Here is a 22872-nt window from a genome sequence, read left to right on the forward strand (position 1 = left end):
GCACATTCGATGTGACGCGGTTTTTTTTTGATGCCAGCGGTGGGTCAGTACATGTCGCGCGGCTGCGCTCCGGAGAAGTTCAGGAAGCGCGTACTGGAACCCTGGAAGGTCAGGCGCACCGTACCGATGGGGCCGTTACGCTGCTTGCCGATGATGATCTCGGCCGTGCCCTTGTCGGGCGAATCCGGGTTGTAGACTTCATCGCGGTAGATGAACAGGATCACGTCGGCGTCCTGTTCGATAGCGCCGGATTCGCGCAAATCGCTCATCACGGGGCGCTTGTTGGGGCGTTGTTCCAGGCTTCGGTTCAACTGCGACAGCGCGATCAGCGGGCAGTTCAGTTCCTTGGCCAGGCCTTTCAGCGAGCGGCTGATTTCCGACACTTCGGTAGCCCGGTTTTCGCCGGAACCATTGCCCGACATCAGTTGCAGGTAGTCGATGATGATCAGGCCAAGCTGACCGCACTGACGCGCCAGGCGACGCGTGCGCGCGCGCACTTCCATGGGGCTCAGGGCGGGGGTTTCGTCGATGTAGACCTGCGCGTCCTGCATCAATTGCACGGCGTGCGTCACGCGCGGCCAGTCATCGGCGATGAGCTTGCCGGTACGCATGCGATGCTGGTCCAGCAAGCCGACCGAGCCCAACATACGCATCGCCAACTGCACCGCGCCCATTTCCATGGAGAACACCGCCACGGGCAGGCCCTGCTCAATCGCCACGTGTTCGCCGATGTTCATCGAGAACGAGGTCTTGCCCATGGACGGACGGCCGGCCACGATGATCAGGTCGCCGCCCTGCATGCCGGACGTCATCTTGTCCAGGTCGGTAAAGCCGGTGGGCACCCCGGTGACATCGGAACTACCTTCGCGGTGGTAGAGCTCGTCGATACGTTCAACCACCTGGGTCAACAGCGGTTGAATCTCTTGGAAACCGGCAGCGCCGCGCGAGCCTTCCTGGGCGATCTTGAAGACCTTGGATTCCGCTTCATCCAGCAGTTGGCGCGCTTCCTTGCCCTGCGGGTTCAGGGCTGCCGACGAGATCTCATCGGCAATCGACACCAGCTTGCGCAGCATGGCGCGCTCGCGCACGATTTCCGCGTAGCGGCGAATGTTGGCGGCCGACGGGGTGTTGTGTGCCAGCGCGTTCAAATACGCCAGGCCGCCCGAGTCTTCGGCCTTGCCGGCGCTGATCAGCGATTCATTGACGGTGATGACGTCGGCGGGCCGCGCCAAGCCGATCAGGCGGGCGATGTGGTGCCAGATCAGCCGATGGTCGTGCCGGTAAAAGTCTTCTTCGACCAGAACGTCGGCAATACGGTCCCACGCGGTGTTGTCCAGCAACAGGCCGCCCAGCACCGACTGCTCCGCCTCGATGGAATGGGGAGGAACGCGCAGGTATTCAAGCTGGGGATCGGCAGGTGTGTTCATGGCTTCAATAGTAACGGCTGCAAAATATCGGCAACGCGGAAAAAACCCTGGATATCGCGCGAAGGAAGGCGCCGCAACAGGGGACGCAAAGGCGCTGCAACGCCACAAAGCACACGGGCCAGGCGCTTCATGCTCGCCCTGACCGCAGTGTCAGGGTTGTTTTCCAGGTAGACATCGAGCGCCAGTTTACCTAGCGTGACGGCCACATCGTCGGGCAATTTACGCAAAGACACCAGCGAGGACAACATCTGGAAAAGGTCGTAGGCCTGCGCCAGCGGCCGGGACAGGGTCGCACCGATGTTCTCTTCGAAATCGATGCGCCACAGCTCGCCATCACGCAAGGTGACATTGCGAATCTGTGCGCCGCCATGCCACATGCCGCGCGCGTGAAAGGCCGCCAGATCAGCGGCCGCCGCGCGCGTCAACCAAAGCTGCGAGGTGGAGTCTTCCTTGCGAATCAGGTCAGCCAGGTCGTCGCCCACGTATTCCAGCACCAGCAGGCCCTGCTCCTGCCACCACACCTCGGGTACGCGGCAGCCCGCTTCCAGCAACGTGGACAAGCGCTGGGCTTCGTGCGTCAGGCCATTGCGCAAGAGCACGCCGGGGCGCGGAAACTCGCCCAGGAACACCTTGCACCCCAAGCCCAGGAAAAGCGCGCGCATGTAGCGCAGCGCGTAGCTCACGCCACGGCCAAAGCCAGGACGCCGGCGCTTGACGATGCAGCGCACGCCGTCGATCCTCACGTCGCGCACCGAAGGTTCACGCTGGGCGTCGACACTGTCGAGCCAGGCGCGCAGGCCGGGCGGCGCGTTGTGATGGACGGGCGGCTGAGTCAAGGGGTCCTCTGTGCGAAGCAAGGTGGCGTCTTGGGTGTGGCCGACAAGGCGGCAAGCATAAGACGACCAGACAACAAGAAAAAAAGCCGGCGCGCGGGCCGGCTTCTTTTTACCGCGGGTACCGGCTTAGGACAGTTCGCCTTCAACCAGGACCGTGACGTCAACAACAACGTCAGCATGCAGAGCGACCTGGATCGGGAACTCGCCAACCGACTTCAGTTGACCGTTGGGCAGGCGCACTTGGCCCTTTTCAACGCCTTCGAAACCAGCCTTCTTCAGCGCTTCAGCGATGTCGGCATTGGTCACCGAGCCGAACAGACGACCGTCAACGCCGGCCTTCTGAGCGATCTTCAGTTGGAAGCCGGCGATGCGCTCACCCAGAGCCTGGGCGGCGGCCAGCTTTTCAGCCTGGGCCTTTTCCAGTTCGGCGCGACGCGCTTCGAATTCCTTCAGGGCGGCGTCGGTAGCACGACGGGCCTTGCGCTGGGGAATCAGGAAGTTGCGGGCGTAACCGTCACGCACGCGGACGACTTCACCCAGGTTGCCCAGGTTGAGGACTTTTTCGAGCAGAATAACTTGCATTTCAGTGCCCCGGATTAGTTGTGGTTGTCGGTGTAAGGCAACAGAGCCAGGAAGCGCGCGCGCTTGATGGCCGTGTCCAGCTGACGCTGGTAGATTGCCTTGGTGCCGGTCAAGCGAGCCGGGATGATCTTGCCGTTTTCTTGCACGAAGTCGCGCAGGGTGTCCAGATCCTTGTAGTCGATCTCTTCGACGCCGGCTGCGGTAAAGCGGCAGAACTTACGACGCTTGAAGAGCGGGTTCTGCTGCGTGAATTTGCGTTTTTCTTTGCGTTTTCCGAAGAAAGCCATGATATGTGCCTCTATGTTTGAGGGGGCGGGTTTTACCCGGGGTTTTTTGAAAACCGGGCCCAGCACCCCATAACCTATCCGTATTCAGAAGGCGCTCTCGCACCTCTTGCTCAACCCTTTCAAGCCACCTGCGGATCGCGTCCTGCGCTGCCGCTGATCTTGCGTGCCTGCTGCAGATGCAGCTTGATCTTCACCGAGTCTTTGCGGACGGGAGCCAAAAACCCCTGCACCAGCAATTCAGACCCTAACGCGGTGTTTTTCAACAGCAACGCCAGATCGCCCAATGCCACGGCCGTGATCGTCAATTCAACACGGCGCGGGTGGCCGGCTTCGATGACTTCAGACTCGTGTGCCAGCACCATTTCCAGTGCGGGCAAACCGGCGGGAGTGTGGCGCAAAGGCTCGCATTCAAGAACGCGGGCGCTGAGTTCCAGCTTATTCATCCTGCCAGGCACCGAGGGGACTTCATGAGTTGAGCTCTGCGTGAGCCCTGCTTACTCGGGCTGAACCGCGACAGCTTCAGCCGAAGCCTTACGGGCTTCTTCGCGCTCAACCGACTTCATCATGATCGAGGGCGTGGTCTGGGCCTTCTTGGTCTTGATGACCAGGTGGCGCAGAACGGCGTCGTTGTAGCGGAACGAGTGTTCCAGCTCATCCAGCGTGGCTTGGCCGCACTCGATGTTCAGGCAAACGTAGTGAGCCTTGACGAGCTTCTGGATCGGGTAGGCCAGTTGACGGCGACCCCAGTCTTCCAGGCGGTGAACCGAGCCGCCTTGGCCCGTGACCAGCGCTTGGTAACGCTCGACCATGGCGGGCACTTGCTCGCTTTGGTCGGGGTGAACAATAAACACTACTTCGTAGTGACGCATGAGTAAAACTCCTTGAGGATGTCTTGCTGGCCAAGCGTCTTGCACCCGCGCTTTCCATCATGGGTGGTTGCGTATTTGGATTTGCCACCGGGTTTGCCACCGGGTTTGCCACGGCAGCCACTGCTTTTATCCAAATCAGCAAAAGACAACTAGCCCGCAAGGGGCAGCCCGCTACCCAAAAACCATGGGCGGTCGAGCAAGAAAGCCCTCGATTATTACCGATTGAGCATCGCTTCGCAAGCGACTGGGGCGTCAGGAAATCAGGGACGGAGCTTTTCCGCCGCCCGTATCAACCGTTTGCGGCAGATCGGCAACATCGATTTCACGCGGCCGATTGACCACGCTGACCATCACGTAGCTGATGATCATCAAGAGAAACCATGACCCGAGCTTGGCGATGGAGACCCATTGCCAGGCGTGCGACTGGTTGGGATAGCGCCAGGCGTTGGCGAAGGTGCCGATGTTTTCGGCGAACCAGATGAACAAGGCCACCAGCACGAAGCCCAGCAGCAAGGGCATGCGGCGGTAGACGCGCCATATGCGGAAATACACCCAGGTCCGCGCGAACAGCACGGCCGTCAGCGCGAACAGCACCCACCGGAAGTCCATGATGAAGTGGTGCGCGAAGAAGTTCACGTAGATCAGCACCGACAAGGCCACGGTGGCGACCATGGGAGGATGGGCGCGAAACCGGAAGTCGAACAGCCGCCACACCCGCGCCAGGTAGCTGCCCACCGCCGCATACATGAAGCCGGTAAACAGCGGCACCCCGCCGATGCGCAGTACGCTGGCCTCGGGGTAGATCCATGACCCCGCCGCTGTCTTGAAGATTTCCATGCCTGTGCCGACCACATGGAACATCAGGATCACGCGGGCCTCGCTCCAGGTCTCCATGCGCAAGAGCAGCAACAGGGCCTGGATGCCCAGCGCAGCGAGCGTCAGGAAGTCGTAGCGCGCCAGCAGCGCGTCCTTGGGATACCACCAGTGCGTGCCCAGCAGCAGCGCGCACATCAGCCCGCCGAACAGGCAGGCCCAGGCCTGCTTGACGCCAAAGCGGAAGAACTCATAGAGCGCCACGCCCAAACGACCGCGGCCGGCCAAGTTATTGGCCAGCCGCGATTCCCAGGCTTGCAGCCCCGCGATAAGCGGCCAGTCGTTGGCCGCCGGATGGTGCACGGGAAGCTCAGCCTTCCACGACGGCGTACGCCGAGTGGTTGTGGATGGATTCAAAGTTCTCGGCTTCGACGCGGTAGCGGGCGATGCCGGGGTGCGCGGTCAGGCGCGCGGCCACGTCGCGCACCAGGTCTTCGACGAACTTGGGGTTGTCGTAGGCGCGTTCGGTCACGTACTTTTCGTCGGGGCGCTTGAGCAGGCCCCACAGTTCGCACGAACCTTCTTCTTCGATCAGGCGGATGACACCGTCCATGCTGATGTCGCCGTTCAGGATGGCCGACACGGTCACGTGCGAACGCTGGTTGTGCGCGCCGTATTCCGAGATGGCCTTCGAACACGGGCACAGGCTGGTGACCGGCACCTGCACGACGAGCTCGAATTCAACGCTGTCGCCCTGAGCGCGCGCGATCCACTGGACTTCGTAGTCCAGCAGGCTTTGCACGCCGGAAATGGGAGCCGACTTGTTGATGAAGTACGGGAACGCCGCGGTGATGTCACCGCGTTCGGCGTGCAGCAAGGGCAGCATGTCGGCCGCCATGGCGCGGAACAAGGCCGGCGTCATGGGCGTGCTTCGATACTTTTCCAGCAGCGCCACGAAGCGGGACATATGCGTCCCCTTTTCTTCGGGCGGCAGCGCCACGGTCAGCGTCCAGTTGGCAACGGTGCCTTGGGGCGAACCGTCACCGCTTTCAATCAGCATGGGGTGGCGCACGCCACGAATGCCCACGCGCTGGATCGGGATGTGCCGGGTGTCCGCCGAACTTTGGACGTCGGGCATCACGATGGCGGGGTCGATCGGAGAATTCATTTCAGCTTACCTGTCTAGGCAACCAGTCGCTCGCGCACGGCCTAGGAAACTTTAAGAGGGGGCCATTATCGCTCAAAGCCCCGTGACCGCCAGGGAAAACCCTTCTATCCGTAGGTCGGTTGGGGCGGAACAGTGTGTTGCAAATCCGGACGAGGGCGCCGCCCCCGACCGGATGCCGCGCCAGCTTCAAGCCAGCAGATCGGCGTAACGATTGCGGATCGATTGCTCGATGCCGGCGGCATCCAGGCCAATGCCCGCCAACAAGGCCGACTGGTCGCCATGGTCGATAAAGACGTCCGGCAGGCCCAGTTGCAGCACCGGAATCTGCACGCCCGCGGCGCTCAGCGCTTCAAGCACCGCACTGCCGGCGCCGCCCATGATCGAGGCGTCTTCGATCGTGACCAGCGCGTCGTGACGCCGCGCCAGGTCCAGGATCAGGTCAAGGTCGATCGGCTTGACGAAGCGCATGTCGGCCACGGTGGCGTCCAGCTTGCCCGCCGCGGCAAGCGCCGCTTGCACCAGCGTGCCAAAACCCAGGATGGCGATCTTCTTGCCTTCGCGCCGCACCACGCCTCGGCCCAGTTCCACCGTGTCCAAGCTCGTGCCTTCCGGGGCGCCACAGCCTGCGCCGCGCGGATAGCGCACCGAGGCCGGGCCGGGATGCTGATAACAGGTCGACAGCAACAAGCGGGTTTCGCTTTCGTCGGAAGGTGTGGCCACCACCATGTTCGGCACGCAACGCAGAAAGGCGATGTCGTAATTGCCGGCGTGGGTGGCGCCGTCAGCGCCGACGATACCGGCGCGGTCCAGCGCGAACGTCACGTCCAGGTTTTGCAGCGCGACGTCGTGGATGAACTGGTCGTAGCCGCGCTGCATGAAGGTGGAGTAAATCGCCACGACGGGCTTTTGCCCTTCGCAGGCCACGCCGGCCGCGAACGTCACGGCGTGCTGCTCAGCGATGCCCACGTCGAAATAACGGAGCGGAAAGCGCTTTTCAAATTCAACCAGGCCGCTGCCTTCGCGCATGGCCGGCGTGACGGCGACCAGATGCGGGTCTTGCTCGGCCATGTCGCACAGCCACTGGCCGAACACCTGCGTGAACGTGCGCTTGCCCGGCGCCTTGGATTGCTGGATACCGACCGCAGGATCGAACTTGCCCGGCCCGTGATACAGCACCGGATCGGCCTCGGCCAGCTTGTAGCCCTGCCCCTTCTTGGTGACCACATGCAGGAATTGCAGGCCTTGCAACGCCTTCAGGTTCTGCAGGGTGGGGACCAGCGCGTCCAGGTCGTGCCCATCGATGGGGCCGACGTAGTTGAAGCCGAACTCTTCGAACAGCGTGGCCGGCGTGACCATGCCCTTGGCATGTTCTTCAAACCGGCGCGCCAGTTCCAGCACCGGCGGCACGTGCTGCAAGACGGCCCGGCCCACGTTCTTGGCGGTGGCGTAGAAGCGGCCCGACATCAGGCGCGCCAGGTAGCGGTTCAGCGCCCCCACTGGCGGCGAGATCGACATGTCGTTGTCGTTCAGGATGACCAGCAGGTTGATGTTGGGCGTGACGCCCGCGTTGTTCATGGCCTCGAACGCCATGCCCGCGGACATGGCGCCGTCGCCGATGACGGCGATGTGCTGGCGTTGCACGCCCGCATTGCGCGAGGCCACCGCCATGCCCAGTGCCGCCGAGATCGACGTGGACGAATGCGCGGTGCCGAAGGCGTCGTACTCGGATTCGCTGCGCTTGGGAAAGCCCGAAATGCCACCCTGCTGCCGCAACTGCGCCATGCCGGCGCGGCGGCCGGTCAGGATTTTGTGCGGATAGGACTGGTGGCCCACGTCCCAGACGATGCGGTCATGCGGTGTATCGAACACCTGATGCAGGGCCAGCGTCAGCTCGACCGTGCCCAGGTTGGACGACAGGTGTCCGCCCGTTTTGGATACCGACTCCAGCACAAAGCCGCGCAGTTCGTCGGCAAGCTTTTTCAGCTCGCGACGATCCAGGCGCTTGAGGTCGGCCGGGGATTGAATGCGGTCCAATAAATCAGTCGTCATGCTTTTATGGGGTTCGTTGCCCCGGCCTGAACCCAGGCCGGGCTTGTCACGGATCAGCGGTCTCGAAGGACGATGAAATCAGCCAATTGCGCCAGACGCAAGCCCGCGTCGCCTAAGGGCTCCAGCGCCGCCCGCGCGGCCACGCGCAATTCCTCGGCAAACTCGCGCGCCTCGGACAGGCCCAGCAGCGATACGTAGGTAGGCTTGTTTTCCGCCGCGTCCTTGCCCGGCGTCTTGCCCAGGCTGGCCGTGTCGGCGGTGACGTCCAGAATATCGTCCACCACCTGGAACGCCAGGCCCATGGCTTGCGCGTAGGCGTCCAGCGCCTGGCGCGAGGCCGAACTGGCGCCCGCCACGATGCCGCCCAGGGCCACGCTGCACGCGAGCATGGCGCCCGTCTTCATGCTGTGCATGGTCTGGAGTTCGTCGCGCGACAGCGAATGGCCGACGCTGAGCAGGTCAATGGCCTGACCGCCCGCCATGCCCTGACTGCCGGCGGCGCGCGCCAGCGACTGGGTCGCCTGCACGATGAGCGCGGGCGCGATGGGCATCGAGGCCAGCAAGTCGAAGGCCAGCGGCTGCAAGGCGTCGCCCGCCAGCATGGCGGTGGCTTCGTCAAACTGCACATGGGTTGTAGGGCGGCCACGGCGCAGGGTGTCGTCGTCCATGCAAGGCAGGTCGTCATGCACCAGCGAATAAGCGTGGATCAATTCAACCGCAGCGGCGGCGCGGTCCAGCGAGGCCTCGATGGCCAGCACGCTGCCGCTGACCGGGCAGGCCTGCCCCGCGGCGTAGACCATGGCGGCGCGTACGCGCTTGCCACCGCCCAGCACCGCATAGCGCATGGCTTCATGCAGGCGGACAGGCAGCACGTCCGCGGGGGGCATCAGGTCGTCCAGGACGTCTTCGACGTGCCGCACGCGACCCTGCAACCACTCCGCAAAGGGGAGTTGAGTTTGCTTCATCGGATTCTTATTCGTCATCCAGCGCCGCCGGGTCGAGCGGGCGCAACAGGTCGCCTTCCAGAACCTTGACCTGTTGTTCGGCCTGCGCCAAGCGTTCCTGGCAGACCCGCGTCAGCGCCACGCCGCGCCGGTAGGCGGTCAGTGATTGCTCAAGCGGCAACGAGCCGTCTTCCATGGCCGCCACTAAGGACTCCAACTCGGCCAGGGCCGTTTCGAAATCTTGAGGCAGGGGACGGTCGTCAATCTGCGGATCGGCTTGTGCGGGGTTGGCCAAACGGGTCTCCGAGGGCGCTAGGGGTGGATCAATTTGTGAATTGTACGAGATAGCCAAATCAGACCCGGATGCGCCGCAGGGATCAGGCCGCGGCCCCCGCCAACCCCACGATCGCGGCGCGCAACGCCGGCCCGACGCGCGCGCGCAAGTCAGGCTCCGGCAGCAGGCTTGCCGGACCGCCGCAACTCATGACGAAGACACCTTCGCCGGTAATCGAGGTGAACGGCACCGCCACGGCGTTGATGCCCGACTGCCATTCGCCCAGCGCGAAGCAGCAGCCCGATTCCTGGAGCTCGGTGCGGGCGCGCAAGATCGCATCGGCGGGGGGCGCCGCCTGGCCCAGGCGCGCCATTTCCTCATCACAGGCGCTTTGCGGCAGGCTGGCCAGGTATGCGCGCCCCATGGCGCTGTCCAGGCTGGCGCGATAGCCCACGGGCAGGCGCAGATACAAGGCCGACGACCCGTGGATCGCCTCGACATACGTCATGGCATCGCCATCAAAGGCGCCCAAGGCGACCGCGCCCCCCGTGTCGCGGGCCAGGTCGGTCATCGACGCTTTGGCCAGTTCGCGCACTTCCAGCCCGGCCAACAGGCCAAAGCCCAGCGCCAACACGCCATAGCCCGGCGAGTACTTGCCGGTGTCGGGGTGATAGCGCAGGTAACCCAGCTCGGTCAGCGTGTACGTGATGCGGCTGATGGTGGGCTTGGGTAGCCCGGTCAAGCGGGCCAGGTCCAGGTTGCCCAGCGCCGCCACGCCATGGCGAAAGCAACGTAATACGTCCAAGCCGCGCGCCAGGGCAGTAATGAAGTCCGGCGAGCTGGCGCCCTCGCCCACGCCCGCCGCGCGCTTGCGGCGTGCCGGCTGGCTCAGTTCCAGCTTTTCGTCCGGCTTGGCGGCGGCGTGGATGACACGCTTGGAGTCAGAAAAAGATTGCATTTCACTACGCTTCGTTTTTATAGTTTATTTCGAATGACAAAACTAAATTCCATAAGGCGGAATTTAAAGCATCCAAGGAGACCTGGCAAGCACCGCAACGCGCTTCACCGCGCAGCCGCCAAGCCAGGCCCGGCGATCCACTCACGCACGCGATTTCAAGGGGAAAACATGATTCGCACGAGCATCAAACTACTGGCTACCTTGGTTCTAGGCGCGGCCGCGCTGGGCGCGCAAGCCGAGACCTATCCGGCCCGGCCCATCAAGATCATCTCGCCCTTCCCGGCCGGCGGCGCCACCGATGTGCTGACCCGCATCCTGGCTGAACGCATGGCCAAGACCTTGGGCCAATCCATGATCGTGGAAAACAAGGCCGGCGCGGGCACGTCCATCGGCGCGGCTTATGTGTCGCGCGAGCAACCGGACGGCTACACGATCCTGATGGCCACCAACTCCACGCTTGTCACGAACCGCTATCTGTACAAGGAACTGCCCTACGACCCGGACAGCTTCGCGCGTATCGGCATGGTCGGGGTCGGCCCCCTGGTGCTGCTGTCCAGCCCCAAGCAGCCCTTCAACAGCACGCAGGACGTGGTGGCCTATGCCAAGCAGAACCCGGGCAAGCTGACGTTTGCCACCTTCGGCCCCGGCACCTCGTCGCACCTGGCGGGTGAACTGTTCAAGTCGCGCGCCGGCATCGACATCCTGCACGTGCCATTCAAGGGCGCCACGCAAGCCCTGCCGGCCTTGATCAGCGGCGATGTGGACCTGTTCTTTGACATGGTCGCCACCGGCATGCCGCAAGCAGACGCCGGCAAGGTCAAGGTGTTCGCCATTACCAGCCCGTCGCGCCTGGCCACGCAGCCCAATCTGAAGACCCTGTCCGAAGAGGGCTATCCCAACTTCGACATGACGGCGTGGTTCAGCTTTGTCGCGCCCAAGGGCACGCCGGCCCCGGTGCTGGAAAAGCTGCAAGCCGCGCTGACCGAAACGCTGAAGGACGAAGGCGTGAAGAAGCGCATGCTGGACATGGGCATCGACCCGCGTTCGGGTACGGCCGCCGAGCTCGACAAGCAGATCAAGACCGAACAGCCCATCGTGTCGCAACTGATCAAGCAAGCCAATATCGTTTTGCAGTAAGTCGTCTGTAGGAAGCAGTGACCCGTCTGCCGTAAGCCGCCTGGCGGCTTATCGCAAACGGTTTCGTGACAAATCGTTCGCGGTCCCGCCGGCCCGCGAACAGGCGGCCAGCCACGCGCCCCGCCGACCTTTCCGCCGACAGCGCCCGTTTGGGCCCTGTCGGTTTTTTATGCCTTGCCTAACCGCTGGATACAGAAGCCGGGGGCTGCGCACTGCTAAGGTGAAAAAGAGAAAACACCCAGCGGGAGCCCGATGCCTTTGACCGAAGACCGTTATGCCCGCCTGGATGCCGCCCGCTGGCTGGCGGCCGTGGCCGTCGTCCTGCTGCACAGCGCGGCGCTGATCGTCAGTGACCCGGCGGCCTACGGCAAGGGCGCCTGGCTGGCCGCCAATCTCTACGACTCGGCGGCACGCTGGTGCGTGCCCGTGTTCGTGATGGTCAGCGGCGCCCTGCTGCTGGACCCGAACAAGCCGCATGACGCCCGCAAGTTCTATAGCCGCCGCATGGCGCGTATTTGCGCGCCGCTCTTGTTCTGGACGTTGTTCTACCTGACCTGGCGCACGGGCCTGGACTGGTGGGACGATGGCCGTATCGATTTTTCGTTCTGGCCGCGCAAGGTGGCGCAAGGCGAACCGTATTACCACCTTTGGTACCTGTACATGATCGTGGGCCTGTACCTGTTCGCCCCGCTGGCCCGTCTTCTGTATGCGCGCAGCACGCCGCGCGGGCGCGCGCTGTGGGTGGTGGGCATTCTGGGCGTGGCGATTCTGGACGCGCTGTACCGGCGCGCGCTGGGCGCGCCGCATGGATTCTTCCTGACCTGGTTTCTGCCGTATCTGGGTTACTTCGTGGCCGGCCGTTTGATTTTCGATGGCGACATGCGCATTCCCCGCCCAGGCCTGGTGCTGCTGGCCAGCGTGGCCGCCACCGCCCTGGGCGTGAACCTGATGTCCGACGGCCATAACCTGGACACGTACTTCTACGACTACTTCAGCCTGACTGTGCCTTTCATGTCGCTGGCCGCATTCCAGTGGATCGTGGACTCCCCCCGCCTGCCGCGCCTGGCCGCCCTGGCGCCCCTGACCTTCGGCATCTATCTGATCCACCCCGTATTCCTGGACGTGGCCCGCCGCGCCGGCGCCATTTCCGGCAGCCCACGCGACGCCTGGGCAGTCCCCTTGCTGACTCTTGCGGTCTTTGTCTTGTCGGCGGCCAGCAGCTGGTTGCTAAGACGCCATCCCGCCACGCGCAAGCTCGTCTGAAAGACCTACGCAGCGAAGGGTTAATCGAACGGCCGCACGGGGCCGGCAGGCCCCGTGAACACTGGATGAAGCCTCGTCCATCTTCCCGGGCGTGAGGGAGACCCTTGGGGTACAATTCACGGCTTATTTGATCGGCCAGACACCGATTTTTCTTCGCGCCAGCACGTATGTAGCCAAGCTCATCGTTGAGCTCCAAGCGGTTTTCAGGACGGTTTCCTGAAAACGCTGGGCTTGAACAAAAACGCTTGGCAGAGCTCAAACCGTCCTGGCTTTTTTATCCGAGCGGAGGGAATCATGACCGACATCGGTCGGATGGCACATGTCGTGCCAGCTCGCACCCAGCTACCCGTCAGCGCTTACTTTGACGAAGCCCTCTTTGCCCGCGAGCAAGAACTCATTTTCAAGCAATCCTCGCAGTACGTCGGACACCAGAAAGTAGTGCCCGAGATTGGGGATTGGCGGTCGTTGGTCCAGGAAAACGGGGGGCGCGTGCTGGTTCGTAACCAGCAAGGCGTTGAACTCATCTCAAATGTCTGCCGCCATCGTCAGGCATTGATGCTGGGCGGCGAAGCCGGCAATGTGGCCGGCAACTGCAATACGCAAGGCAATCTGAAGGCAACCGGCGGCAATATTGTCTGCCCGCTGCACCGTTGGACGTACAACAACCAAGGCGAGTTGTTGGGCGCGCCTCAGTTCGAGACTACCCCCTGCATGAATCTGCAGAAGTTTCGCCTGCGCGATTGCCACGGCTTGCTGTTTGAAGGCCCGCGCGACCCGGCGTCTGACATGGCCCCGTTGTTCTCGCGCCCCGAGTTCAACTTCGGCGACTACGTGCTCGATCACGTTGAAGTGCATCAGTGCAACTACAACTGGAAGACCTTCATCGAGGTCTACCTCGAGGACTACCACGTCGGGCCGTTCCACCCAGGCCTGGGCCGTTTCGTTACCTGCGACGACCTGACCTGGGAATTCAACGACTGGTACAGCCTGCAAAAAGTGGGCGTGCACAATGCGTTGGCCCAACCGGGTTCAGACGTGTACAAGCAATGGCACGACCGCCTGCTGTCGTTCCGCGAAGGCGATGCGCCCGACTTCGGCGCGGTCTGGGTCACGTACTTTCCGACCCACATGATCGAGCTTTACCCGCACGTGCTGGTGCTGTCCACGCTGTACCCGAAGAGCCCGCAGGAAACGGTGAACGTTGTCGAGTTCTACTACCCCGAGGAAATCTCGGCGTTCGAACGCGAATTCGTCGAAGCCCAGCGCGCCGCCTACATGGAAACGGCCATCGAAGACGATGAAATCGCCGAACGCATGGACGCCGGCCGCAGGGCACTGATGTTGCGCGGCGTGAATGAAGCCGGTCCTTACCAATCACCGATGGAAGACGGCATGCAGCACTTCCACGAATGGTATCGACGCATCATGCAAGACCTTTGAACCGGGTTTGCAGTCGAAAAAAAACAAAGGGCCTCGCGATGTTTCGCGAGGCCCTTTTCATTGCACGCGGCAAGTGCCTGCCCGTGCCCGTCAATGTCCGATCACACCCGCCACCGTGCGTTCGCCGATCGCCAGCCCCACCGTCATGCCGACGCCGGAATGCATGACCGCCACCGTCGTGGCGGCGTCCACCGGCATGACCGAGAACGGCGCCGGTCCGTGTGCGCCATACACGCCCTGCCAACGCTCCAGCACACGCAAGCGCGCGCCCAGGGCCTGCGACGCCAGGTCCAGCATGGCGTTGTCGACCGCCTCGTCGTTGAACGGGAACGCATCCTGCCCATAGCGATGCGAGTCGCCGATGATCAGTTCCCCGTTCGGCGTGGGGCTGATCAGCAGATGGATGCCGTTTTCAACCAGCATCGGCGTGCGTTCCTGGATCACCTGGCGCAGCGCCTGCGCCGTGGGCAGGTCCGAGAACGCGCCGTAATGCACGCACGACAGGCCGGTCAGCACCGGGCGGTCCAAGGCGATGGCGTTGGTGTCGAACGCCGCGCGCAGCATCTGCAAGCGCGAGACTTCCAGGTTCAGCGGCGCGAAACGCTCGGGCAGCAGCGTCAGGTAGTCATGGCCGGGGCACACGAAAACATGCTTGCCCTGGAAGTCTCCGGCCGTGGTGCCGACCAGGCCGTTTTCCACTGCGCGCGCCAGCGTGCCGGTAATGAACGTCACGCCCAGCGACTCGGCCAGGTAGCGGGTCATGGCCGGCAAGGCCTCGCGCGAATAGATCTGCAGGTCGTCATGGCCACGCAGCGCCAGGCAGTGGTGCGCAAGCTGGCCGCCATACAAGCCGGCCACCTCGCGCGCCGACAGCAGGTTGGCGCGATAGCCTTCCTGCGCCAGCCGCGTGTCCGCGAATTCCTGCAGCACGCGGGCCTCGTCCAGGTTGCGCGCCAGCACCAGCGCGCCGTTGGCCCGCACATGAAAGCCTGCCTTGGCGGCCAGGTCCAGCCACAGCTCGCGCGCCTGTTGGGCGTGCGACAGCATCATGCCGGGCGGCTGGCCCGTCACGATGACCTGGCCAAAGTTGCGGATGGTGGCGCCGTGCGCCTGGCGGCTGCGCTCGATGACCGCCACCGACAGGCCGCGCTTGGCAGCCGCCCAGGCGTGGGCGATGCCAAGCATGCCCGCGCCCACCACGATCACGTCGTAAGTTTTCATCGCGGGCAACGCCTTACTTCTTCTTCGGCTCGGACTTGCCGTCGTAGCGGCGGGTCCACTCGGCGATGATGCGTTCACGGTTCGTGGCGGCCCACACGAAGTCGTTCTTGATCATGCGCTTGGTCAGGTCAGCCGGCAGGTTCGGGTTGGCCGTGGCGATGGACGGAATCGCCAGCACCGCGAAGTTGGCCTTGTACAGTTCGTTGGCTTCGCGGCTGGCCGAGAAGTCAGCCAGCTTGCGAGCGGCTTCCAGGTTCTTCGTGCCCTTCATGATGGCGGTGGCTTCCACTTCCCAGCCCAGGCCTTCCGACGGGAACACGGCTTCAACCGGCGCGCCATCGGCCTTCAGCTTGGCCGCGCGGTAGTCGAACGACACGCCAATCGGGAACTCACCCGCGGCGGCCATGTTGCACGGCTTGGAGCCCGAGTGCGTGTACGAACCAATGTTCTTGTGCAGGGCATCCATATAGGCCCAGCCCTTCTCTTCGCCAAAAATCTGCAACCAGGCGCTGACGTCCAAAAAGCCCGTGCCCGAAGACGCCGGGTTCGGCATGACGATCTTGCCGGCGTAGACGGGCTTGGTCAGGTCTTGCCACGAGGTCGGCTTGGGCAGCTTTTGCTTTTCGGCTTCGATGGTGTTGAAGCAGATGGCGGCGGCATAGCCGTCCATGCCGACCCACGACGGCTCAGCCTTGGCGTCGCGCATGTTCGCGGCGATCTGGTCCAGGCCCTTCGGGGCGTAGGGTTGCAGCATGCCTTCCTTGTCCATCAGGCCCAGCGCCGTGCCCGCCAAGCCCCAGATCACGTCCGCCTTGGGGTTGCTCTTTTCCGCCAGCAGCTTGGCGGCGATGATGCCCGTGGAATCGCGAACCCACTGGATCTTGATGTCAGGGTTGGCTTTTTCAAACGCGGCTTGATAGACCTTGATCTGGTCGGCTTCGAGCGCGGTGTAGACCGTCAGCGTGGTCTCGGCGGAGGCGGCGCCCATCATGCCCGTCAGGGCGGTGGCCAGGGCAAGCAGCTTGTAGCGATTCATGAGGAACTCCGTGAATGAGCGGAAAAAAGGGTGAAGGTCGCCGCCACGGTTGGACGATGCCGACCGCGGTCGCGATAAAAAAAAGCAGGGTTAAGTCCGGCTACGCCGGGCAGAAAGTAATCAGGCTGATGGCTTTAGTTCAGGGTCGTTGGCCTCGCGCCAGACGGGCTTCGATGTCGGTAATCACGGCGGGCAGGTCGGCCACCGTGTCGATCAGGTAATGCGGGTGGGCGGACGACAGCTCCGCGCGTGCCTCGACGCGCGCGCGCTCGCGGCCGTTCTCATCCAGGCTCAGATATTCGTCCAGCGTCAGGCCGGCGGCGTTGCCCGACAACAAGAGCCCCACCGTCCACATGCCGGCGCGCCGCCCTTCCTCGATACCGGGCGCGGTGTCGTCGACCTTGATGCAGCCGGCCACATCGGACAGCCCCAGTTCGACCACGTTTTTCAAGGCCATGGCAGGCGCCGGGCGCGCGCGCGGCACATCGTCGCTGGCCACGATGCAGTCCGGCTCCAAACCCTCGGACGCCGCGCGCTCGACCACCCGGCGCATGACGCTATCGGGGTAGCCCGAGCACGAGCCGATCTTCAAGCCGTGTTGGCGCAGTGCGCGCAGCAATTCGGCCGCGCCCGGAATAGCCGCTGAATACTGCGCCACCTTCTCCAGTTGCATCGGCAGGAAGCGGTCGTAGATGGCGGTGACGTCGTCATCGGAAGGCAAGCGGCCGAACTGGGCCTGGTACTGGCTGGCGATGGCGGGCTGATCGCACAGGGCGCGGATGTGGTCCCACTTGCCCATGCCCATGGGGCCACGGGCTTCTTTCAGCGACACATCCATGCCGAACTGCGAGAAGGCGTCCACGAACACCTTGGTGGGCGCAAACGAACCGAAGTCCACCAGCGTGCCGGCCCAGTCAAAGATGACGGCTTCCAGTTGGACGGGCAAGGTTGAAACAGTCATGAGGGTCATCCTAGAAATAAGCGTTCAAAGGGCCACGGGGCGGCGCCATGCCTGACTGCGCGCAACCAGCGCGCGGCTTGCCAGATGCAGCAGCAGGGCCGCCGTGGCGGAACTGGCCATGATCACCGTGCACATGGCGGCGGCCGGGCCGATGAAGCCGGCGTCGTCCATGTTGAGCACGGCGACGGCGGCCAGCACCGTGGACGGGCTGTACAGGAACACCACGGCCGACACGGTCGTCATGGCGGAAACAAAGAGGTAGCGGGCAACGTCCAGCGCGGCGGGCAGGCACATGGGCAGCGTGACGCGCAGGAACGTCCTCATGCGCGGCACCTTCAACGACGCCGAAGCGGCTTCGAACTCGGGGTCCAGGGCGTTCAACGCGGTGGCCGCCGTCAGATGCGCGCTGGTGTAGAAGTGGACCACCGTGCACAGAATCAGCAGCGGCATCGTGCCGTACAGCAGGTTCAGCGGGTTCATCAGGCTGTTGAAGAAGAAGATGTAGCCCAGGCCCAGCACCAGGCCGGGCACGGCCATCGGCATCAAGGCCAGCATGCTTACCGTGGCGCGCAGGCCGCGAGCCACCGAACCGCGAGCCGGCACCTTTTCCATCATCCAGGCGCCCACGAACACCACGGCCGTGCCGATCAAGGCGGTCCATAGCGCCAGTTGCAAGCTATTGCGCCAGGCCAGCCAGCCGCCCCCGTCCATGTTGTCGAAGTCGTAGGAACGCAGTGACATCGACAGGTTGTACGGCCACATCTTCACGAACGAGGCCCAGACGGCCACGCCGATGATCAGCAGCAGGAACGCGGCCAGTATGCCGGCCAGCAGCAGGAAGGCGGCATCGCGGCGTCGGTTGGCGCCCGCCGCGTAGGGCTGGGCGCGGCCGCTCATCTGCGCACCCTGGCGGGCACGCAGCCGGCGGTCCAACACAAAGGTCAGCAAGGCGGGCAGCAACAGCAGGATGCCGATGGCCGCGCCCTTGGGAAAGTTCTGCTGTCCGACGACGGCCTTGTAAGCTTCCATGGCCAGCACGTTGTAGTCGCCGCCCACCACTTTGGGGACGCCGAAATCGGTGACGGTCAGCGTGAACACCACGCAGCAGGCCGAGAACACCGCATAGCGCGTGCCGGGCAAGGTCACGGTCAGGAAGGTGCGCCACGGGCCCGCGCCCATGGCACGCGCCGCGTCGTACAGCCGGCCGTCGGCCAGCGTCAGGCCGGTCAGCAGAATCATCAGCGCATGCGGAAACGTGTAGAAGGCCTCGCCCACCACAATGCCCCAGAATCCGTAGATGGTGGCGCCGCCCGTCAGGCCCTTGAGCAGGCCCTGGTTGCCCAGCAGATAGACCAGCGCAATGCCGGGCAACAGCGACGGCGCCAGCAAGGGCAGCAAGGCGATGGTGCGCAGCAAGCCCTTGCCCGGCAAGCGGGTGCGGGTCAGGCCGTAGGCAAAGCCATAGGCGCAAGGCACCACCAGCAGCATCGTCACCACGCCCACGGTCAGGCTGCGCCCGACCATGGCAAGAAAGCCATCCGCGCCGATGATGCCGGAGACCACCGACAGGCCGGCCCAGTCGCCGTCGCTGTCGGTCACGGACTTGGCCAGGATGGCCAGCAGCGGCAGCGCCAGGAACAGCACCAGAAACAGCACCAGCGCACCCTGCCCCGTCGTCAGACCCAGCGCGCCTATCCACGCGGGCATGGGACGCCGGCCCAAAGCGGGCACGGTCGGCGCGGGGGTGGTAGCCGGGGTGGGGGCCAGTTCGGCCACGGAAGGCGATCCGGTCATGGCGGAATCAAGCGTAGGCGCGAATCGCATGGCGCGGCAGCTCCACCCAGCAACGGCTGGCGGCGTGAGGGCCCAACAGGGCGTCTCCGATTTCAGGGGACACGATGGAATGCACGGTGGAACCGGGCACGCCTTCCAGGCGCAAGGCCAGGCGATAGCCCCGGCCCAGGAATACGCCGTCCAGCACATCGGCCAGCATAGAGTTGGGTTTTTCCGAGCGCGCCATGCTGACGCGCACCGCTTCGGGGCGCACGAACAGCTTGCCGGACTTGCCGTCCAGCGCCTCATCCACCGCCAGTTCCTGGCGGCCGACGCGGGCGCGATGGGTGTCGATGCGCTCGAACGGCAGCCAGTTCGCCTCGCCCACGAAATCGGCGATAAAGGCCGATGCCGGCTGGCGGTAGAGTTCGCGCGGCGTTCCGAATTGCTCAATGACGCCGCCGTTCATGACGGCGATGCGGTCGGCCATCACCATGGCCTCTTCCTGGTCATGCGTCACCATCAGCGTCGTGATCGACAAGCGCTTTTGCAGCGCGCGCAATTCAATCCGCAGATGCTCGCGCACCCGGGCGTCCAGCGCCGACATCGGCTCATCCAGCAACAACAGGGACGGCGACGGAGCCAGTGCGCGCGCCAGCGCCACCCGCTGCTGCTGGCCGCCGGAGATCTGCCCGGGGTATTTGTCCGCGGCCCCAGTCAGGCCGACCAGGCTCAGCATTTCCTCGACGCGGTTGGCGACGTGATTGCGGTGCGCCCGCTTGCCGCTCAAGCCGTACGCTACGTTCTGGGCCACGGTCAGGTTGGGAAACAGCGCGTAGGACTGGAACAGGATGCCGTAGTCGCGCTCTTGGGGCTCGGCGTAAGAAATATCGCGGCCCGACAGCACGATTGCACCGCTGTCCTGGCGTTCCAGGCCGGCGATGGCGCGCAGCAGCGTGGTCTTGCCGCAGCCGGACGGGCCCAGCAGGCACACCAGTTCTCCGGCGCGGATATCCAGCGAGACGTCGGCCAGCGCGGTATGGCTGCCAAAACGCTTGACCAGATTTCGAACCGTAAGAAAGCCCCCACGCTTCGCCCCATGCTGGGGCTCTCTGCCCCCCGAGGGGGCGTTTTCCCCTTGGGGCGGCCCGGCGGGGAAAAGGTCGTTGTTTGCTTGGGGCATGCTGCCTCCAGATTGGAACGAAGCCAGTATGGAAGGCGCGTATTGAGCGTTTATGACACTTCGCGCAAATGCAGTAATAAAAACATCAAATTATTTTGGTGTACTGGCGGTCTTGCGCATTGCGTCCCTTTCCCGCCCCCCCTCATCGTGCTTGTCGCCGAACTCAAATCCTTCTACGCCGTGGCCCGCTGCGGCACCGTCACCAAGGCCGCCGCCCAACTGGGTGTCAGCCAACCAACCGTGACGGGGCAGTTGCGTCAGCTGGAATCGCGCTACGGCATCGAACTGTTCCACCGGCAGGGCCGGGGCATGCGCCTGTCGGATGCGGGACAAAGCCTGATGCCCATGGTGGAAAAGCTGGTGCAACAGGAAACCGAGATCGACTTCCGCCTGCGCGACGCCAGCGACCTGCGCGAAGGCAATCTGCGCATTGGCGCGACCGGCCCCTTCTACATCATGGACACGGTGCGCCGCTACAACCAGCGCTACCCGGGCATCGACCTGGCGGTCACCATCGGAAATTCGCAGTCGATGCTGCAAGCGCTGCACGACTACCGCATCGAGATTGCCACGTCTTCCTTTCTGATGGATGACAAGCACCTGTACCGCAGGATGATCGCGGCCGATCCGATCCGCGTGGTCACCCATCGGGACCATCCGCTGGCGCGGCGCGGGCAGGTTCGGCTGGCCGATCTGGCCGACCACGCCTTGCTGCTGCGCGAGCCCGGCTCCATGACGCGCCAGTTGACCGAAGACGCGCTGGCGGCGGCGGGCGTCACCGTGCGCCGCACGCTGGAGATCGGCAGCCGGGAATCCATCCGGCAGGCGATTCTGTGCGGCTTGGGGATCAGCATGATCCCCTCGCGTGAAATCCCGTCGCACCCCGACCTGGCGGCCTTGGACATCCAGGGGGCCGAGATCGTGATGCACGAATACCTGTACTGCCTGCGCGAGCGCCAACCGGTGCAGTTGATCGCGCGCTTTCTGGAGATGGCGCCGGCAGCCGGCTGACCGTCAGGTCACTGCCCGCCCCCTCCCCCTTGCGGCCACTCAGGAGACAACCATGGCCTTGACCTTGCAAGACATCGAACAGATTTTCCTGGAACGCGGACACCGTTCCTACCATGGCGAGTCCGTCAGCCATTTGCGGCATGCGCTGCAAACGGCATCGCTGGCGGAACGCCATGGCGCCAACGCCTCGCTCATCACCGCCTGCCTGCTGCATGATCTGGGCCACCTGATCGCCGACCGTCCGGGCACCCCCACGCTGCGCGGCGTTGACGACAAGCACCAGTATTTCGTGCTGCCGTTCCTGCGCGGGCTGTTCAGTTCGGCCGTGCTGGACCCGATCCGCCTGCACGTGGAAGCCAAGCGCTACCTCTGCTATGTCGAGCCGCAATACGAAGCCTCGCTGTCGGAGGATTCCAAGCGCAGCCTGGCGCTGCAAGGCGGCAGTTTCGATGCCGGCCAGGCGGTGGATTTCGCCAGCATGCCGGGCGCGCCCGATGCGATCCGCCTGCGGCGCTGGGACGACATGGCCAAGGTGCCGGGGCTGGCCACGCCTCCGCTGGACCACTTCCTGGAGATCGCGGAAAGCGTGTCCGGGCGGGTCAAGCTGGCGGCGATCTGGTAGCGCGGGCGGAAACGCCCGGCACGGGCCGCAGGTGGAATAGCCCGACAGTAGCCACAGGGGGATCGCCTCGGAGACGAAAAAAACCAGGGTGCGAACCCTGGTTTTTTTGTGCGCCGCCGTTGCGCCTCAGGCGCCCTTTGCCACCGGGCGCGACGGGTCGCTGCACCACTCGCTCCAGGAGCCCGGGTACAGCCGCGAGCCGGACAGGCCCGCGATTTCCATGGCCAGCAGGTTGTGGCAGGCGGTAATGCCCGAGCCACACTGATGCACGATGGCGCCAGGTTCGCGTCCACCAAGCAAGCCGTCGAATTCAGTGCGCAGTTGCTCGGCGGATTTGAAGCTGCCGTCGGCTTGCAGGTTTTCACCGTTCGGACGGTTCAGGGCGCCCGGGATGTGGCCGGCCACCGGATCCATCGGCTCGACTTCGCCGCGATAGCGGTTGGCGGCGCGCGCGTCGATCACGGTAAAGGCGGGCCGATCGATATTGTCCAGCACGGCCTGCGCGTCAACCGAAGCGACCAGCGGCGCGCCGGGCTCAACGGGCTGGCCGGCGTGCACGGCCGGGGCGGCGTCGGTCGTGGTCGGCAGCCCGGCGGCCACCCAGGCCTGCCAGCCGCCGTCCAGCACCACCACACGTTCATGGCCCAGCCAGCGCAGCATCCACCACAGGTGCGCCGCGTACATACCGCCGCTGGCGTCATAGGCCACGACCAGCGTTTGCGGCGTCACGCCATGGGCGGCCATCAGTGCGCCCAGCTCGGCGCGCGACGGCAGCGGATGACGGCCATTTTTGCCGGTGCGCGGCGCGGCCAGCTCGGTTTCGTGGTCCAGGTAACGGGCGCCGGGGATGTGGCCGGCATCGTATGCCTGGCGGCCCGCGGCGTGGTTGGTCAGGTCGTGGCGCACGTCGAAAACGCGCACGTCGCCTACGCGCACGTCGGAAGCGTCAAGCCGGCTCGCCAGATCGGCGGCGGAAATCAGTGTCATCGTCATTCGGTGTGCTCCTGGTTCGGGGGAA

The 22872-nt window shown here is 64.2% G+C and carries 23 protein-coding genes; 5 read left to right on the forward strand and 18 right to left on the reverse strand.

The window, feature by feature from the left end:
- Positions 1-44 precede the first annotated feature (44 nt).
- The 12 genes from CVS48_RS26975 to CVS48_RS27030 form a co-directional block, all read right to left on the reverse strand.
- A complete protein-coding gene (locus CVS48_RS26975) occupies positions 45-1427 on the reverse strand; it encodes a replicative DNA helicase (RefSeq protein WP_006218311.1) in 1383 nt (460 codons plus the stop codon).
- A complete protein-coding gene (locus tag CVS48_RS26980) occupies positions 1424-2263 on the reverse strand; it encodes a BUD32 family EKC/KEOPS complex subunit (RefSeq protein WP_100857121.1) in 840 nt (279 codons plus the stop codon). Before CVS48_RS26980 ends, CVS48_RS26975 begins: the two co-directional genes overlap by 4 nt.
- A 126-nt stretch (positions 2264-2389) precedes the next feature.
- Positions 2390-2845: a 50S ribosomal protein L9 gene (gene rplI / locus CVS48_RS26985; RefSeq protein WP_100857122.1), complete on the reverse strand. Its 456-nt coding sequence runs from the start codon at positions 2843-2845 to the stop codon at positions 2390-2392.
- 14 nt (positions 2846-2859) lie between these two features.
- Positions 2860-3132 carry a 30S ribosomal protein S18 gene (gene rpsR / locus CVS48_RS26990; RefSeq protein ID WP_006218308.1) on the reverse strand — a complete coding sequence of 91 codons (273 nt, stop codon included), beginning with the start codon at positions 3130-3132 and terminating at the stop codon, positions 2860-2862.
- A 119-nt stretch (positions 3133-3251) separates the two neighbouring features.
- The gene (priB, locus tag CVS48_RS26995; RefSeq protein ID WP_050446043.1) at positions 3252-3575 is read right to left on the reverse strand and encodes a primosomal replication protein N; all 324 of its coding nucleotides are present in this window, start codon (positions 3573-3575) and stop codon (positions 3252-3254) included.
- Positions 3576-3626: 51 nt separating this feature from the next.
- Positions 3627-4001 (reverse strand): 30S ribosomal protein S6, encoded by a 375-nt coding sequence (rpsF, locus tag CVS48_RS27000; RefSeq protein WP_006218306.1) that lies wholly within the window; start codon positions 3999-4001, stop codon positions 3627-3629.
- Between the two features lie 252 nt (positions 4002-4253).
- A complete protein-coding gene (locus tag CVS48_RS27005; RefSeq protein ID WP_100857123.1) occupies positions 4254-5177 on the reverse strand; it encodes a DUF817 domain-containing protein in 924 nt (307 codons plus the stop codon).
- A gap of 7 nt (positions 5178-5184) precedes the next feature.
- Positions 5185-5982 carry a GTP cyclohydrolase FolE2 gene (gene folE2 / locus CVS48_RS27010; RefSeq protein WP_050446047.1) on the reverse strand — a complete coding sequence of 266 codons (798 nt, stop codon included), beginning with the start codon at positions 5980-5982 and terminating at the stop codon, positions 5185-5187.
- A gap of 186 nt (positions 5983-6168) precedes the next feature.
- A complete protein-coding gene (gene dxs / locus CVS48_RS27015) occupies positions 6169-8031 on the reverse strand; it encodes a 1-deoxy-D-xylulose-5-phosphate synthase (RefSeq protein WP_100857124.1) in 1863 nt (620 codons plus the stop codon).
- A 53-nt stretch (positions 8032-8084) separates the two neighbouring features.
- Positions 8085-8996: a polyprenyl synthetase family protein gene (locus tag CVS48_RS27020; RefSeq protein ID WP_100857125.1), complete on the reverse strand. Its 912-nt coding sequence runs from the start codon at positions 8994-8996 to the stop codon at positions 8085-8087.
- A gap of 7 nt (positions 8997-9003) precedes the next feature.
- A complete protein-coding gene (locus CVS48_RS27025) occupies positions 9004-9270 on the reverse strand; it encodes an exodeoxyribonuclease VII small subunit (protein WP_100857126.1) in 267 nt (88 codons plus the stop codon).
- 82 nt (positions 9271-9352) lie between these two features.
- Complete coding sequence (locus tag CVS48_RS27030; RefSeq protein WP_100857127.1) at positions 9353-10207, reverse strand: IclR family transcriptional regulator; 855 nt, start codon at positions 10205-10207, stop codon at positions 9353-9355.
- A 168-nt stretch (positions 10208-10375) separates the two neighbouring features.
- Here CVS48_RS27030 and CVS48_RS27035 point away from each other — a divergent pair, with 168 nt between their 5' ends.
- From CVS48_RS27035 to CVS48_RS27045, 3 genes are all read left to right on the forward strand, one after another.
- Positions 10376-11344 (forward strand): Bug family tripartite tricarboxylate transporter substrate binding protein, encoded by a 969-nt coding sequence (locus CVS48_RS27035; RefSeq protein WP_100857128.1) that lies wholly within the window; start codon positions 10376-10378, stop codon positions 11342-11344.
- A 252-nt stretch (positions 11345-11596) separates the two neighbouring features.
- Positions 11597-12607, forward strand: a complete 1011-nt coding sequence (locus tag CVS48_RS27040) for an acyltransferase (RefSeq protein WP_100857129.1) — start codon at positions 11597-11599, stop codon at positions 12605-12607.
- Positions 12608-12901: 294 nt separating this feature from the next.
- Positions 12902-14047, forward strand: coding sequence for an aromatic ring-hydroxylating oxygenase subunit alpha (locus tag CVS48_RS27045; RefSeq protein WP_100857130.1), 1146 nt, complete (start codon positions 12902-12904; stop codon positions 14045-14047).
- Between the two features lie 90 nt (positions 14048-14137).
- Here the strand turns inward: CVS48_RS27045 and CVS48_RS27050 are convergent, their stop codons facing one another.
- From CVS48_RS27050 to CVS48_RS27070, 5 genes are all read right to left on the reverse strand, one after another.
- Entirely contained in the window at positions 14138-15268 is a 1131-nt protein-coding gene (locus CVS48_RS27050; protein WP_100857131.1) for a TIGR03364 family FAD-dependent oxidoreductase, read from the reverse strand.
- Between the two features lie 13 nt (positions 15269-15281).
- On the reverse strand, positions 15282-16304 hold the full coding sequence (locus tag CVS48_RS27055; protein WP_100857132.1) for a putative 2-aminoethylphosphonate ABC transporter substrate-binding protein: 1023 nt from the start codon (positions 16302-16304) through the stop codon (positions 15282-15284).
- 139 nt (positions 16305-16443) lie between these two features.
- Positions 16444-17274 carry a phosphonoacetaldehyde hydrolase gene (gene phnX / locus CVS48_RS27060; protein WP_100857133.1) on the reverse strand — a complete coding sequence of 277 codons (831 nt, stop codon included), beginning with the start codon at positions 17272-17274 and terminating at the stop codon, positions 16444-16446.
- 15 nt (positions 17275-17289) lie between these two features.
- Entirely contained in the window at positions 17290-19089 is a 1800-nt protein-coding gene (locus CVS48_RS27065; protein ID WP_167401061.1) for a putative 2-aminoethylphosphonate ABC transporter permease subunit, read from the reverse strand.
- Positions 19067-20221, reverse strand: a complete 1155-nt coding sequence (locus CVS48_RS27070) for a putative 2-aminoethylphosphonate ABC transporter ATP-binding protein (protein WP_242001144.1) — start codon at positions 20219-20221, stop codon at positions 19067-19069. The genes CVS48_RS27065 and CVS48_RS27070 overlap by 23 nt, the downstream gene beginning before the upstream one ends.
- 147 nt (positions 20222-20368) lie before the next feature.
- On the opposite strand from CVS48_RS27070, the gene CVS48_RS27075 reads away from it, so the two are divergent.
- Together CVS48_RS27075 and CVS48_RS27080 are read left to right on the forward strand one after the other, a co-directional pair.
- A complete protein-coding gene (locus CVS48_RS27075) occupies positions 20369-21232 on the forward strand; it encodes a LysR family transcriptional regulator (RefSeq protein ID WP_100857134.1) in 864 nt (287 codons plus the stop codon).
- 52 nt (positions 21233-21284) lie between these two features.
- Entirely contained in the window at positions 21285-21854 is a 570-nt protein-coding gene (locus CVS48_RS27080) for a phosphonate degradation HD-domain oxygenase (RefSeq protein ID WP_100857135.1), read from the forward strand.
- 126 nt (positions 21855-21980) lie between these two features.
- Here CVS48_RS27080 and CVS48_RS27085 read toward each other — a convergent pair whose 3' ends face one another.
- The gene (locus CVS48_RS27085; RefSeq protein WP_100857136.1) at positions 21981-22847 is read right to left on the reverse strand and encodes a sulfurtransferase; all 867 of its coding nucleotides are present in this window, start codon (positions 22845-22847) and stop codon (positions 21981-21983) included.
- Positions 22848-22872 lie beyond the last annotated feature (25 nt).

The sequence above is a fragment of the Achromobacter spanius genome, assembly GCF_002812705.1.
In the GTDB taxonomy this organism is placed as follows: Bacteria; Pseudomonadota; Gammaproteobacteria; order Burkholderiales; family Burkholderiaceae_B; genus Achromobacter; species Achromobacter spanius.

Excerpts from the sequence above, each read along its gene's own strand:
- rplI (WP_100857122.1), bottom strand. The coding sequence starts at position 2,845 with ATGCAAGTTATTCTGCTCGAAAAAGTCCTCAACCTGGGCAACCTGGGT.
- CVS48_RS27035 (WP_100857128.1), top strand. The coding sequence starts at position 10,376 with ATGATTCGCACGAGCATCAAACTACTGGCTACCTTGGTTCTAGGCGCG.
- CVS48_RS27055 (WP_100857132.1), bottom strand. The coding sequence starts at position 16,304 with ATGAATCGCTACAAGCTGCTTGCCCTGGCCACCGCCCTGACGGGCATG.
- rpsF (WP_006218306.1), bottom strand. The coding sequence starts at position 4,001 with ATGCGTCACTACGAAGTAGTGTTTATTGTTCACCCCGACCAAAGCGAG.
- phnX (WP_100857133.1), bottom strand. The coding sequence starts at position 17,274 with ATGACCCTCATGACTGTTTCAACCTTGCCCGTCCAACTGGAAGCCGTC.
- CVS48_RS27065 (WP_167401061.1), bottom strand. The coding sequence starts at position 19,089 with ATGCGATTCGCGCCTACGCTTGATTCCGCCATGACCGGATCGCCTTCC.
- CVS48_RS27080 (WP_100857135.1), top strand. The coding sequence starts at position 21,285 with ATGGCCTTGACCTTGCAAGACATCGAACAGATTTTCCTGGAACGCGGA.
- CVS48_RS27070 (WP_242001144.1), bottom strand. The coding sequence starts at position 20,221 with ATGCCCCAAGCAAACAACGACCTTTTCCCCGCCGGGCCGCCCCAAGGG.
- CVS48_RS27050 (WP_100857131.1), bottom strand. The coding sequence starts at position 15,268 with ATGAAAACTTACGACGTGATCGTGGTGGGCGCGGGCATGCTTGGCATC.
- folE2 (WP_050446047.1), bottom strand. The coding sequence starts at position 5,982 with ATGAATTCTCCGATCGACCCCGCCATCGTGATGCCCGACGTCCAAAGT.
- priB (WP_050446043.1), bottom strand. The coding sequence starts at position 3,575 with ATGAATAAGCTGGAACTCAGCGCCCGCGTTCTTGAATGCGAGCCTTTG.
- CVS48_RS27040 (WP_100857129.1), top strand. The coding sequence starts at position 11,597 with ATGCCTTTGACCGAAGACCGTTATGCCCGCCTGGATGCCGCCCGCTGG.
- CVS48_RS27030 (WP_100857127.1), bottom strand. The coding sequence starts at position 10,207 with ATGCAATCTTTTTCTGACTCCAAGCGTGTCATCCACGCCGCCGCCAAG.
- dxs (WP_100857124.1), bottom strand. The coding sequence starts at position 8,031 with ATGACGACTGATTTATTGGACCGCATTCAATCCCCGGCCGACCTCAAG.
- CVS48_RS27045 (WP_100857130.1), top strand. The coding sequence starts at position 12,902 with ATGACCGACATCGGTCGGATGGCACATGTCGTGCCAGCTCGCACCCAG.
- CVS48_RS26975 (WP_006218311.1), bottom strand. The coding sequence starts at position 1,427 with ATGAACACACCTGCCGATCCCCAGCTTGAATACCTGCGCGTTCCTCCC.
- CVS48_RS27085 (WP_100857136.1), bottom strand. The coding sequence starts at position 22,847 with ATGACGATGACACTGATTTCCGCCGCCGATCTGGCGAGCCGGCTTGAC.
- rpsR (WP_006218308.1), bottom strand. The coding sequence starts at position 3,132 with ATGGCTTTCTTCGGAAAACGCAAAGAAAAACGCAAATTCACGCAGCAG.
- CVS48_RS27020 (WP_100857125.1), bottom strand. The coding sequence starts at position 8,996 with ATGAAGCAAACTCAACTCCCCTTTGCGGAGTGGTTGCAGGGTCGCGTG.